11 protein-coding genes are annotated in these 13,456 nt (G+C 64.5%); 4 read left to right on the top strand and 7 right to left on the bottom strand.

The annotated features are described in order from the left end of the window. Positions 1-126 precede the first annotated feature (126 nt). On the bottom strand, positions 127-1,539 hold the full coding sequence (locus QEN71_RS17340; protein ID WP_201648226.1) for a DUF1254 domain-containing protein: 1,413 nt from the start codon (positions 1,537-1,539) through the stop codon (positions 127-129). A 239-nt stretch (positions 1,540-1,778) separates the two neighbouring features. On the opposite strand from QEN71_RS17340, the gene QEN71_RS17335 reads away from it, so the two are divergent. From QEN71_RS17335 to QEN71_RS17325, 3 genes are all read left to right on the top strand, one after another. Beyond that, complete coding sequence (locus tag QEN71_RS17335) at positions 1,779-2,423, top strand: FMN-binding negative transcriptional regulator (RefSeq protein ID WP_201648228.1); 645 nt, start codon at positions 1,779-1,781, stop codon at positions 2,421-2,423. Between the two features lie 126 nt (positions 2,424-2,549). Next, the gene (locus tag QEN71_RS17330) at positions 2,550-5,072 is read left to right on the top strand and encodes a heavy metal translocating P-type ATPase (protein WP_201648230.1); all 2,523 of its coding nucleotides are present in this window, start codon (positions 2,550-2,552) and stop codon (positions 5,070-5,072) included. Between the two features lie 131 nt (positions 5,073-5,203). Then, positions 5,204-7,174, top strand: a complete 1,971-nt coding sequence (locus tag QEN71_RS17325) for a methyl-accepting chemotaxis protein (protein ID WP_201648232.1) — start codon at positions 5,204-5,206, stop codon at positions 7,172-7,174. 38 nt (positions 7,175-7,212) lie between these two features. On the opposite strand, the gene QEN71_RS17320 is transcribed toward QEN71_RS17325, so the two are convergent. Beyond that, entirely contained in the window at positions 7,213-7,863 is a 651-nt protein-coding gene (locus QEN71_RS17320) for a glutathione S-transferase family protein (protein ID WP_201648234.1), read from the bottom strand. A gap of 223 nt (positions 7,864-8,086) precedes the next feature. Here QEN71_RS17320 and QEN71_RS17315 point away from each other — a divergent pair, with 223 nt between their 5' ends. Continuing rightward, the gene (locus QEN71_RS17315) at positions 8,087-9,469 is read left to right on the top strand and encodes a polyhydroxyalkanoate depolymerase (RefSeq protein ID WP_201648236.1); all 1,383 of its coding nucleotides are present in this window, start codon (positions 8,087-8,089) and stop codon (positions 9,467-9,469) included. A 20-nt stretch (positions 9,470-9,489) separates the two neighbouring features. Here QEN71_RS17315 and QEN71_RS17310 read toward each other — a convergent pair whose 3' ends face one another. The 5 genes from QEN71_RS17310 to QEN71_RS17290 form a co-directional block, all read right to left on the bottom strand. Next, the gene (locus QEN71_RS17310; protein WP_201648665.1) at positions 9,490-10,104 is read right to left on the bottom strand and encodes a flavin reductase family protein; all 615 of its coding nucleotides are present in this window, start codon (positions 10,102-10,104) and stop codon (positions 9,490-9,492) included. Between the two features lie 317 nt (positions 10,105-10,421). Next, on the bottom strand, positions 10,422-10,643 hold the full coding sequence (locus QEN71_RS17305; protein WP_201648238.1) for a hypothetical protein: 222 nt from the start codon (positions 10,641-10,643) through the stop codon (positions 10,422-10,424). A gap of 390 nt (positions 10,644-11,033) precedes the next feature. Then, on the bottom strand, positions 11,034-11,312 hold the full coding sequence (locus QEN71_RS17300; RefSeq protein ID WP_201648240.1) for a hypothetical protein: 279 nt from the start codon (positions 11,310-11,312) through the stop codon (positions 11,034-11,036). A 447-nt stretch (positions 11,313-11,759) separates the two neighbouring features. Then, positions 11,760-11,918 (bottom strand): hypothetical protein, encoded by a 159-nt coding sequence (locus QEN71_RS17295; protein ID WP_201648242.1) that lies wholly within the window; start codon positions 11,916-11,918, stop codon positions 11,760-11,762. A gap of 321 nt (positions 11,919-12,239) precedes the next feature. Then, positions 12,240-13,349, bottom strand: a complete 1,110-nt coding sequence (locus QEN71_RS17290; RefSeq protein ID WP_201648244.1) for a hypothetical protein — start codon at positions 13,347-13,349, stop codon at positions 12,240-12,242. Positions 13,350-13,456 lie beyond the last annotated feature (107 nt).

The raw sequence follows: 13,456 nt of genomic DNA, 5'->3' as shown, positions 1-13,456 counted from the left end.
TTGAAGGCAAATAAACGTTAGAAAGTGTAAGCGGCCCGATTTCAGTTGTGCGAACGTGTCGCGCTGTCATGCAGCGGACACGTCCTGCACTTATCGAGTCGCTTATTGACGCACCTGCTGACGCACTTATTGACGCACAACCGCAGGCGGCTGCCAGGTGCCGTCGCTGGCTTCGGGCTTCGGTGCGTAGAGTCGCAGCACCATCTGGAAATCGCCGCGCGGCGCAGGCAGCCAGTTCGACGCCTTGCGCGGTTTCGCCGCCGACACCGTCACGTCGACCGAACCATCGCGGTTGCGCCGCACACCCGTCTTGTCGCCGACGGAAGCACGCGCCGGCGTGCTGTCGCCGAGCGCGCCGTCCTTCGTGTACGCGGTGACCGACCAGAAGCCGCGCACGGGCGGCACCTGGTTCGGCGCGAAGTGCATCACGTAGCGGTTCGCGCCGTTCAGCGCATGACCGTCGCTGTCGAGCGCGACGCTGCCGCGCACTTCGTCGTCCTTCGTGCCGATGCCCGGTTGCGCGTACGCCGCGTAGGCGCGCAACGCGTAGTCGGGACCGTAGTTGCCGACGCCTTCGCCGAACCAGCTCCAGCCGTTCGCGCTCAACATGTTGTTGGGTGGCGTCGCAACGCGCGTGCGGCCGTCGGCGAGACCGCCTGAGATTGCATCGGCAGCTTTCGGGGGCAACTCAACGGGTTCGTCCGGTTTGACGCCGAGGTCCGACAGAAACTTGAGCGCGTGCGGATCGTCGGGCGAGGGCGGATTGTCGGGCAGCAGTTGCGCGACGCGATCGAAGAAACCTTTCGCGTCGAGCGCCGCGACCTGTTCGGTCGGCGTGCCGGGATTCGCGTCGGCGGGCATGCTGCGCGGCGCGACGGACGCAGCCGATTCGTCGCCCACATACACCGACAACGGCACCACGCGCACGCCGCGTTGCAGCTTGCGAATGGCCGTCAGGTCACGTCCGCCGTTCGACTGGATGCGCACGTCGAGCCAGATGTTGCGCGTGGGCGCGTCGATACGCTTCACGCCCTTCGGCAGATCGCCCTTCCAGCCGGGCTTCGCGAACGCGACCGTCTGCGCCTTGATGCCCGACACGCGCGCCGTGCCCGGCGTGGCCGTCGACCACAGCACGTTGCTCCACATGTCGAGCGCGCGCGCATCCATATAGCGCCCCGCCGACGAAGGCAGCGACACGATCACCGGTTCGTCGCCGACGTCGAGCCACGCCGTTGAATTCAGCGTGTCGATGCCGGGCGTCGGCGGATTGTGCGCGCCGACAGGCGGCAGCGCCGACGCGTGACGCAGCGTGTTGACGGGCGCCTGGCCGGGCCCGGTGCCGACGGCGGCATCGCGCGCCGCGCCCATCAGCACGAGCGGATACGCAAACACATAGGAATCGGCGACTTCGTCCTTGATCCAGCCCGTGGGCTTGGGCGCCACGATGGGCGTCGACGAGCAGCCGGAGAGGAAGGCAATGCCTGCAAGCGCCGCGCAGGCCAATTGAAACGGAAACTGTTCTCGGCGATTTTTTATCATTCGATGAACCGCGGTCCTGGATGTCATCTCGAGCCAGGACGGGCCCGATCCGCCGAGCCCCCGCCCGCGCCAGACTTGCCGAAATGTCCTGACATTCCTTTTCTGATCTCGGGTTTTAACTTATCCGCGACGCCTCGGCAAGCGATAAGGCGAGAAGATGAGCGCTCATGCGAATTTTGCGGTACGGTTGGCGGTTTCGCGCCGGCAAAGCCGCCCGTTTTACTCCCTGGAGCCGAGTCATGTATGTCCCCGCTCATTTCGAAGAAAGCCGTCCGGAAACGCTCCATCGGCTGATCGCCGACCATCCGCTCGGCGCGCTCGTGACCGTCGGCCCGAACGGGCTCGATGCGAATCACATCCCGTTCGAGTTCGACGCCGACAAAGGTCCGCACGGCACGTTGCGCGCACACGTCGCGCGCGCCAATCCCGTCTGGCAGGAAGCGGCCGGGCGGCCCGATGCGCTCGTGATCTTCCAGGGTCCGACCGCCTACATTTCGCCGACGTGGTATCCGAGCAAACACGAAGCGCATCGCCAGGTGCCGACCTACAACTATATGGTGGTGCACGCGCATGGCCGGATCGCCGTGCGCGACGACGAAGCGTTCGTGCGCGGGCTCGTCGCGCGGCTCACGCGCAAGATGGAAGCGGGCGAACCGGTGCCCTGGAAAATGGGCGACGCCCCCGCTGACTTCATCTCGCAGATGCTCGGCGCGATCGTCGGCATCGAAATCGAGGTGACGAAGCTGACGGGCAAATGGAAACTGGGCCAGAACAAGGCATCCGCCGACCGCCGCGGCGCCGCCGATGCTTTGGCCGAGCGGGACAGCGACGCTCAGCGCGCGGTGTCGGAAGCGATGCTGGCAGCGCCGCCCGCGATGGACTGACGCTTTTCGGCCGCTTTTTCGCACGCCAGCGGGCGAATCTGAAAACGCCCCCTTGACCTTCCCATCATGGGAAGGTCAATACTGGTTCCAACGATGCGCCCTCGCGCGAACTGGAGCCTCGCAGCCATGACCGAACTCGCCACACCCCGCCCCGCCGATACATCCCGCCCGGCGGCCTTCCCGGAACTCGACATTCAGGGCATGACGTGCGCGTCATGTGCGCTGCGCGTCGAGAAGGCGCTCGCCAAGGTGCCGGGCGTCGCGCGGGCGTCGGTGAATCTGGCGACGGAAAAGGCGACCGTCGACGCCGACGCTTCCGTCGCCGTCGATACGCTGATCAACGCCGTGCGCAAGGCAGGCTACGAAGCGCAGCCGGTTTTGGGCACCACGCCGCCCGCGAGCGTTGCGGGATCGAGCGCCGATCTGGCCGAGTTAGCAATCGGCGGCATGACCTGCGCGGCATGCTCCGGCCGGGTGGAAAAAGCGCTCGCGCGCATCCCCGGCGTGACCTCCGCGACCGTCAATCTGGCCACCGAAAAAGCGACCGTGACGACCAACGGCGCAGTCGGTGTAGATCAGCTGATCGCGGCCGTGACGAAAGCGGGCTATCAGGCGACGCCGCTTTCCGCCGACGACGCCACGCCCGCCGCCACGGAAGACAAGGACGCGGCCGCGCGCCGGGCCGTGCGCCGCGAACTCGGCGCCGTCGTGATCTGCGCGCTGCTGACATTGCCGCTGATCGTCCCGATGTTCGCCGAACCGCTCGGCCTGCACGCGATGCTGCCCGCCACGCTGCAGCTCGCGCTCGCCACCGTCGTCCAGTTCGTGTTCGGCGCGCGCTTCTACCGCGCCGCGTGGAAAGCGGTGCGCGCGTGGTCGGGCAACATGGATCTGCTGGTCGCGCTCGGCACGTCGGCGGCGTATGGCGTGAGCGTCTATCAAATGGCGCTGCATCCCGGCGACACGATGCATCTGTACTTCGAAGCGTCGGCGGTCGTGATTACGCTGGTGCGCTTCGGCAAATGGCTCGAAGCCCGCGCTAAACGTCAAACCACCGACGCGATCCGCGCGCTCAACGCGCTGCGGCCGGACCGCGCGCGCATCGTTGTCGGCACGGAAGAACATGAAGTGCCGCTCGCGCAGGTGCGCGTCGGCATGACGGTCGCGGTGCGGCCGGGCGAGCGCGTGCCCGTCGACGGAACGGTGCTTCAAGGCCGCACGCATATCGACGAATCGCTGATTACGGGCGAAAGTCTGCCCGTGCCGAAACAGCCCGACGACCGCGTGACGGCGGGCTCAATCAACGGCGAAGGCGCGATCACGGTGACGACGACGGCCATCGGCGCGGAAACGACGCTCGCGCGCATCATCCGGCTCGTCGAAACGGCGCAGGCGGAGAAGGCGCCCATCCAGCGGCTGGTGGACCGCGTCAGCGAAATCTTCGTGCCGGCCATTCTGGCGATTGCGCTCGTGACGGTGATTGGATGGCTCGTCACGGGGCACAGCGCCGAAACCGCGATTCTCAACGCGGTCGCCGTGCTGGTGATCGCGTGTCCGTGCGCGCTCGGCCTCGCGACGCCGACGGCGATCATGGCGGGCGCGGGCGTCGCCGCACGCCACGGCGTGCTGATCAAGGACGCGCAGGCGCTCGAAATCGCGCATCAGGTCCGCGTGGTCGCGTTCGACAAGACAGGCACGCTGACGGTCGGCCAGCCGTCCGTGACGGCGTTCGAGGCGGTGCAAGGCATCGATCGCACGCATGCGCTCGCGCTTGCGGCGGCCGTGCAGCGGCATAGCGAGCATCCGCTGGCGAAGGCCGTCGTGAAAGCGTTCGATACACGAAGCAGCGGCTCTTCGCTTCCCGTCGCCGGTGACGCACGCGCCGTCGCAGGACGCGGCGTCGAAGCGGATATCGACGGCGAGACGTTCGCAATTGGCAGCAGCCGCTGGCTCGCAGAACTGAACGTCGCGCCGCCGCCCGCCCTCGCCGACCGCGCGCGCGAACTCGAAGCGCAAGGCAATACGGTCTCGTGGCTTATCAAGCGAGGCAAAGCAGAAGCGAAAGCGGAGTCAAAAACGCAAGCACTCGCGCTGATCGCGTTCGGCGACACGCTGAAACCCGGCGCGCGCGCCGCGATCGAACGGCTGTCGCGGATGGGCGTGAAAAGCGCGCTCGTGACGGGCGACAACGAGGGCAGCGCGAAAAGCGTCGCGGCTGCGCTCGGCATCGACGAGGTTCACGCGCAGGTGCTGCCGTCCGACAAGGCGCGCGTCGTGCACGATCTGAAGATCCGCACGTCCAGCGTGGTCGCGATGGCGGGCGACGGCATCAACGACGCGCCCGCGCTCGCCGCCGCCGACATCGGTATCGCCATGGCGACGGGCACCGACGTCGCGATGCACGCGGCAGGCATCACGCTGATGCGCGGCGACCCGACACTCGTCGCCGACGCCATCGACATCTCGCGCCGCACGTGGAGCAAGATCCGCCAGAACCTGTTCTGGGCCTTCGTCTACAACCTGATCGGCATTCCGCTGGCCGCGTTCGGTCTGCTGAACCCGATGATCGCGGGTGCGGCGATGGCGTTCTCGAGCGTCAGCGTCGTGACGAACGCGCTCTTACTACGAACCTGGCGGTCTTCGCATTGATTTGAATCAAGACTCTACCTTTCAAAATTAAAGGAAAGCCTCGGTCTTGCCGATAACAGGAATCAGGCTGCCCTTGCGCGTCGTCGCGGCGCGTCTGCGCAGCTCCCTTCCCAATATCTGCAAGACCACACATGGATATCCTTTCTTTGCGCCGCGCCAGCGTGGGTGCCAGGCTCGCCATGCTTTCGTGCGCGCTCGTGGCTGTCATTTTTGCCGCATTTACATTTGCGGTGACGCGCACCGCCGGCACGCTGATCAGCGACCAGGTGCTGTCGCGCATGACCGAGAAAGATCGCTCGATCGCGGCGATGATCTCGTTGTTCGACAAGGCGCTCAGCGCCGAAGTCGGCCGTTCGATGACGCTCTTCGCAAGCTTCCTGCCGCCGAACTACGCGCTCGACGAGACGCAGAAGATCGACGTCAGCGGCACGCCGACGCCCACCTTCAAGGCCGGCGACAAGGTGCTGAACAACGACTTCTCGATTCCCGACCAGTTTCTCGCGCAAAGCGGCGCGATCGCATCGATCTTCGCCCGCACGGGCGACGACTTCGTGCGCGTGACGACCTCGCTGAAGAAGCAGGACGGCACCCGCGCAATCGGCACGCTGCTCGATCGCAAGGGGCCCGCTTACGGTCCCGTCGCGGCGAACAAGACCTTCACGGGTCTCGCGACGCTGTTCGGCAAGCGCTACATCACGCAGTACAAGCCGATCACCGACGTGAACGGCAAGGTGATCGGCGCGCTGTTCGTCGGCGTCGACGTGGACGCGCAGATCAAGTCGGTCGAAGACGGCATCCGCCAGCTGAAGATCGGCGACACCGGCTACTACTTCGTGATGAACGCGGCGAACGGCGCGGATCGCGGCAAGCTGATCGTGCATCCGGGCGCAGCGGGCCAGATGGGCGACGAACACGCCGCGCCGTACAAGCGCATGCTCGACGAGAAGGAAGGCCAGATCGAATATTCGGGCGCGGATACGGCGCTCGGCGAAACGGGCGCACAGGACAAGTTCGTGTCGTTCGTCACGGTGCCGGAGTGGAACTGGCTGGTCGGCGGCGTCGCGAGGCGCGACGAAGTGATGGCCGACGTCGTCAGCACGCGCAACCGCTTCATGCTGATGGGCTTCGTGCTGGTCGGCGTGTTCGCTGCCGTGTTCCTGATCGCCGTGCGCCGCCTCGTGTCGCGCCCGCTCGACGAAGCAGCGAAGGCGTCGGAGCGTTTCGCTTCGGGCGACCTGAGCGTGCGCGTGTCGGCGAGCCACGACCGGCGCGCCGATGAAATCGGCCGTCTGATGCAGGCGATCGACGGCATCGGTGAAGGTCTCGCGCGCATCGTCACGCAGGTGCGCAGCGCGTCGACCGACATGACCGAGGGCACCGTGAAGATCGCGGCCAGCAGCGAAGAGATCGCGTCGCGCATCGGCACGCAGGCCGCGAGCCTCGAAGAGACGGCGGCGAGCATGCAGGAAATCACGTCGACGGTGCAGCAGAACGCCGGTCACGCGGCGCAGGCGAACACGCTGGTGACGAGCGCATCGGAAGCGGCGCTCGACGGCGGCCGCGCGGTCGAACGCGTCGTCTCGACGATGGGCGAGATCAGCCAGTCGTCGAAGAAGATCGCGGACATCACGACGGTGATCGAAGGCATCGCGTTCCAGACCAACATTCTCGCGTTGAACGCGGCCGTCGAAGCGGCGCGCGCGGGCGAGCACGGCAAGGGCTTCGCGGTGGTCGCGTCGGAAGTGCGCGCGCTCGCGCAGCGCAGCGCGGCGGCGGCGAAGGAAATCGAAGCGGTGATCGCGGAATCGACGGCGACGGTGTCGAGCGGTTTCCGCATCGCCGAAGAAGCGAGCACGACGATGCGCGCGATCGTCGACCGCGTCGGCCAGGTGCAGACGATCATCGGCGAAATCAGCGTCGCGTCGAAGGAGCAGTCGAGCGGCATCGAGCAGGTGAACACGGCCGTCACGCAGATCGGCGAAGTAACGCAGCAGAACGCGGCGCTCGTCAGCGATGCCGAACAGGCCGCCGCCGATCTGAGCGCGCAGGCCGACAAGCTCGCGGAAGTCGTCTCCGTGTTCAAGCTCGGCGGTCACAGCTAAAAGCTGTAGAAACAGCGCGGCGCTCCGTGCGCCGCGCGCTAGAACTCGACGTCGAGTTCGTCGATTTCGTCGACTTCCTTCTGTGCTTCGGCGATCCACTGTTGCATCTCGGGCAGCGCGAGAATGCGCTCCCCGTAGGCGACGATATCGGGATCGAGCTGCACGTCATAGGTAACGAAGCGCGTGACGACGGGCGCATACATCGCGTCCGCGGCGCTTCGCTCGCCGAACAGATACGGCCCGCCGTATTCCTCCAGACACTCGCGCCAGATCGTCACGATACGGTCGATATCGGACTGCGCGCGCGCCCATACCTTGAAGCCCGGAAAGTGCGCTTTCAGGTTCATCGGCAGCGCCGAGCGCAACGAACTGAAACCCGAATGCATTTCGCCGCAGATCGCGCGGCAATGTGCACGCGCCTTGCGGTCTTTCGGCAACAGCCCCGCTTCAGGGCGCACTTCATTCAGATACTCGGCGATCGCCAGCGTGTCCCACACCTTGATACCGTCGTGCACGAGACACGGCACAAGTATCGACGGCGACAGCAGCAACAGTTCGGCGCGCGCGGCGGGATCGTCGACGGGCATCACGATCTCTTCGAACGGCAGGCCGCTGAACTTCGCGAGCAGCCAGCCGCGCAGCGACCACGAAGAATAGTTGCGGCTACTGATGGTCAGCGTGTTCGCCATTGCTTCGCTCCTTGAAGGATCATCGCGCCGCCGTTCGCAGCCCGCGATGCACGATGCCGTGCATGGACGCACCAATACGCGGCACGACAGGCACCTCGCGCATTGAAGCGCAAGGGCTATGCCAATGCGGGTTCGTGGCGCACCATTCCGTCGAGGCCGCTTGCCGCTTCACTGGCATATGACTTGCCTCATATCGCGCCAGGTTCTCATCTTGTGCGAAGCCATGAATCCGCTCGCTTATCCGGCGTACCAGGCGTTCGCCAACTTCATGATGCCGCTGCGTCACGGCGCGTCGCTAGTGCGCGGCGCGCTCGACGCGTGGCCCGAATACGCAGCCACGCCGTCCGGCCGGACGTTGCGCGCATCGGCCGATTTGCTGACGCTCGCGGGCCTCACGCATGTGCGTCCACCGTTCGGCATTGGCAGCGTCGATGTCGAAGGACAGCCGGTCGACGTGCATGAAGAAGTCGTGCAGTCCACGCCCTTCTGTTCGCTGCTGCATTTCCGCAAGCACGCGTCGTTCGACGTGCCGCAGCCGCGCGTGCTCGTGATCGTGCCGATGTCGGGCCACTTCGCGACGCTTCTGCGCGGCACCGTTCGCACGATGCTCGCCGAGCACGACGTCTATATCACCGACTGGCACAATCCGCGCGACGTGCCGTTAGCGGCGGGACGCTTCGGTTTCGACGAGTTCGTGCAGCACGTGATCGATTTCACCGACACGATCGGCCAGGGCACGCATCTGCTCGCCGTCTGTCAGCCGACCGTTGCCGCGCTCGCTGCCGTCGCGTTGATGGCCGCCGACGATCATCCCGCGCAGCCCGCGAGCATGACGCTGATGGCGGGCCCGATCGACACACGCGTGAACCCGACGCGCGTCAACGAGCTTGCGAAGAGCAAACCGATCGAATGGTTCGAACAGAATCTGATCAGCGCTGTGCCGTTCGGCTTTCGCGGCGCGTTCCGGCGCGTCTATCCGGGCTTCGTGCAACTGAACGCATTCATGTCGATGAATCTCGAACGGCATCTGGAGTCGTTCGAAACGATGTATCACGAGCGCTCGAAAGGCGACCCGGAAAAGGCCGAGGCCATTCGCGTGTTCTATGAAGAATACTTCGCGACGATGGACCTGACAGCGGACTTTTACCTCGAGACCGTCGATACCGTCTTTCAGCGGCATGCGCTGCCGCTGCATGAACTGGAAGTGAAAGGACGGCGCGTCGAGCCATCGAAGATCAGGCGCACTGCGCTATTCACAGTGGAGGGCGAGCGCGACGATATCTGCGCCGTCGGACAGACGCTCGCTGCCCAGGATCTGTGCGACAGGCTTCGGCCGTATCTGAAGACGCATCATGTGCAGACGGGCGTCGGGCACTACGGCGTGTTCAACGGACAGCGTTGGGAGCGGCAGATCTATCCGCGCATTCGCGCCGTGATTCACGACAACGAGCCGCGCGCCGTGCCCGTTGCCACGCGCGGCAAGCGAAGCTCGTTGACGCTCGCGCCTGCTGCGGCATCGAGCGCCGCGTCGCCGGCGGGCACGACGCCCGCCGCCGCGGAAGCCGCCGACATCGATCTGTCCTCCGACGAAGCCGCGACCGAATGAACAACGGAGTCGGGCGATAGTCAGGATGTCGGACGAATCATCTGGAACATCTCGCCGATCTGCGCGTAGTCGGCGCGATAACCCGCGCGCATGATTGGCTGCGCGGCGTGGGTGTCGAACAAACCATCCTTCAGATACGCGTTCTGGATATGCACGCCGACCACCTGGCCAAGCGCGAGCCAGTTGTCCATCGGCGTGCCGTTCAGGTCGTGAAGCTGCACGACCTGCAGCAGCTTGCATTCGAGCGCAGCCGGCGATTCGCCGACATGCGGCACCGCCACGTTGCGCCCTTCGACGGGCGTGAGGCCCGACAACGCGAATTCGTCGACTTCGGGCGCGACGGGCGCGGACGAGCGGTTCATCTGTTCGGCGAGCGGCCGCGTCGCGAGATTCCAGACGAACTCGCGCGTCTCTTCGATGTTGCGGATGCTGTCCTTGCGGCCCTCGCTGGAGAAACCGATGATCGACGGAAACGTGGCAAACGCGCCGAAGAAACTGTATGGCGCGAGGTTCAGCCGGCCGCTTGCCGAGCGCGTCGAGACCCAGCCGATCAGGCGCGGCGCGACGATCGCCTTGAACGGGTCGTGGGGCAGGCCGTGGCCTGCGGCGGGATCGTAGAAATAGACATCCGACATGGTGTGTGCCGCTATGGAGTGGATGACGATGGGCGGCAGCGCCGCCTTCCTTGCCCACGATAACATGCGTGCCTGCTCGCCACGGCGAGCAAGCACTGTGCACGGCTATCGTTGCGTTAGGCATTGCTTGACGCGTTCATCGGTGCTGCGCCTACCGGCTGTGTGACTCGCAAGGTATCGTCCAGAACTGTCAACATTCTGTGACGGGAAGACAACATGGAAGCGCCAGAGCCACCATTCGGGTATTTGTATCCGCCGCCGACAGCGAAGTCGGCTTCGCATCCGTTGAGACCGAATTGCCGTCGAGCTAGTGAACCTCATCGGGAATCAGAAAGCGTTCGCGCGTTGCTGTAAATACATCGCGATCCGCCGTCACGATTGCAATCTCTCGCGCCTTCCGTGATGACGGCTGTGCCGATTGCGTCCGGCGCGCTCGCCGGCTTTTCGTGTGCAAGCAGCAACGGGATGTCGGCGAGCAATGCGCCGATGGTGAACGCGACATACATCACGTTCAGTTTGCAGGCAGTCGATAAACGCATACGTGGCTCCTTTCTTCTCATGTGCAGGTAAAAAAAAATGCACGCAGATCAGGGGAATCTGCGTGCACAAAAGACGACGCGAGACGCTGACGCTCACTTCGTCGGGAGATTGCTGATGCCCAGTCCCTTCGATCAGGACAAGGCCAAGAATAAAGAACTCGTATGTTGTCCGAAAGCAAAGCGCGAGTGAACGTGTTCAGCAATGGCTAACGGTTCATGCGCTCGTGCGTTGCGTCCTGATGTTGTGGACCGAACGGTCTCTTATCACCGATCAATCTGGTTTTTCCGACGCCAGATACAACAAGGGCCGGCGCGCTCTTGCGAGCGGGCCGGCCCTTGTTCGTCCTGGCAGCGTCTTTCCCAGACGCCGCCAGGTTTGCCGTCAGCGCATTAGTAGTAACGCGGCGGCGGCGGACGGTGGCCGTGATCGTGGTACGGATCATGGTCGTGCGGGTGATGACGCATCCAGTCGTCATGCGCCCAGTAACGGTGGCCATCCCAGTAACGGTCGCCGTGCCAGCCGATATTGACCTGCACGCCGACGGGCATCATGTGCGGCTGCGCATAAACGGGGGCGTGTTGCGCGAAGGCGCTGCCGGCGCCGAGCAGAGCGCCACCGGCGATCAGGGCGGCGACGATCGAACGCGAAGTCTTCTTGAAGGCATTCATGGCTATTCTCCCTTTCGAGTTTCGTTGCGAGCGACGGCTGGATCGACCAGGACGGTCTTGAGATTTACGCCGTTCGCTTGAGACCCACTTTAGCGGCGCAGAACTTTCACAGACGTGAGGACTTGTAAGCGCACATTTCATAGATCGTCGGCGTCGAATGGCGGCTCGTCCGGGGAATCCCTGTGATTTCAGAAGGCCTTATGCGTGCCGGCTAATCGCGGCGGCGGGTTTCCGTTAAAGCGGCTGTTACATTCATTTCGGCCGAGAAATAATGCGCGGCCGATTATGACGACGCGCGCAACGGCGAAATCCTGATTTCCACGCCGCCGCGCGGCGTGCAGCAGCCGAAAAAACAAAAGCCCGGCAAGCCGGGCTTTTCAGTTTCGCCGCTTCTGGATGGCGGCGAGATGCGCAGTGCAACGTCTTTTTGTTGGACGTCTTGCCGATTTAGTCGGTCAGACGGATGCCGAACAAGGTTGCTTGCGACTTGCGAACACGCTCCGCTTCGCGATGACGTGCTTCGAACGAATAATCCGAATCCAGAGGCAAGTGAGGCGACGCGAAGAGGTCGCTAACCTTTTGGAACAGCGCGAAAAGATAGTTCATGGCGACTCCCGGTTTGGTTGGTGATTCAGGGTTTTCCCTTAAGAAGAAGTATAGGGTTTTCCCTAGATTCGCGCTAGTGCATTGCAGCAAATTTTTGGTGTGGTGGTTCGCCGCAGGTTCGATTCATTCATATTGCATCGCAACATGTCCGTAGAATGCGGCATCCAGACCTGCCCCTGTTTTGCAGAACATCGATGCGTGAATACAACAACGCCGCTTGCGCCTTCGGGGAGGCGAGGAATCAGACAGTTAGTTGCTTATTTGACGCGACATTTGTTCGATAAGACCAGCCGCATGGAACAGCGGCTGGCATCGAGAGACTTAGTGAGTGTGTGCTGACTTGCGCCGTTGAGCGTGATGCGCGTGGCTGGCGTGCGCTTCGGCGGGCTTCGCAGCCGGCGGCGCTGGCGTCGGAGCCGCCGCCACGGGTGCGGGAGTTTGAACGGCGCTAACGGGAAGGCTGGTCGTCGATGAATCGGTGTCGAGCAGCGTCGCCAGCGTGGCCTGCTGGTTCAGCAACATCTGTTCGATGCGCTGTTCGTGCGCGGTCGACTGACGCGCGAGGCGGAACAGCAGCATTGTCTGCGTGATGCCGATCGCGATGGTCATCAGCAACGCGCACACGACGATCGTCAACATCCATTTCATGCGCCGCGTATGGTCTACGGCGGCGCGGCGCTGGTCGGCGATCACGCCGTAGAGTGCATCGACGGTGTCGGCGAACGCGGTCGCGCGCGCGTGATCCAGTTCGGGCGTGGCGCGCGGCGTATGCGTCGGAGGCGGCGGCGCGAAGTGCGAGGCGGCAGGCGCGGGCGCATCGGCCAACGCAACCGGCACATCATCGGCGTCACTTGCCGCAGGACGCTGCTGCGCGACCGCATCTGCGACATCAGCGGCATCGCTCGGCGGGGGCATCTGACGCAACGCCGTGACACTGCGCACGACGCTCGCGGCAGCCAGCGATGCAGCTTGCGCCGGCGCATCCGGCTTCTTCGCGGCGGCTTCGCCATCGCTATCGACGGAACCCGCCTGCGCTTCTCCTTCAGCAACGTCCGTATCGATCACCATCTGCCCGTGATGCGGATCGGCTTGATCTTTCGCCACCGCCGCTCCGCGCGCCGCCCGCGTGCCCGCCTTCCCTTCCGGCGCCCCAGCCGCCGCCAGCACGACATGGGGCAATTCGAAGCCTTGCAGCGTGCCTTGCCGCACGTCGATGTTCAGCGCCTGCTGCTCGGCGCGCGCGATGTCGTCGGGAAAGAGGTCGAGCGTGCTGTGGTCGCGCGCGGCGTCGCTCAGTTGCGCGAGGCGCTGCGCCGAGCGCGCGGCGCGCGCCAGCTTGCTTTCGGTTTCGGGTGAAACAGTCGATGCGCGCGGCTTTTGCGAACGGGCGCGCGCCGGACGGGCAATCGTGGATTCTGCGGAATCGGCCATGTAGGAAAAGCGGGAACGCAGCGTTCGTCGCCTTTCGGGGCGCCCGTCATCACTGCCGTCGGTGTTTTTCTAGAGCCCGCATTGTCTCACGCAAACAGGGACACAGA

The organism is Paraburkholderia sabiae (assembly GCF_030412785.1).
Lineage (GTDB): Bacteria > Pseudomonadota > Gammaproteobacteria > Burkholderiales > Burkholderiaceae > Paraburkholderia > Paraburkholderia sabiae.
This window is presented reverse-complemented; position numbering and strand designations above follow the sequence as displayed.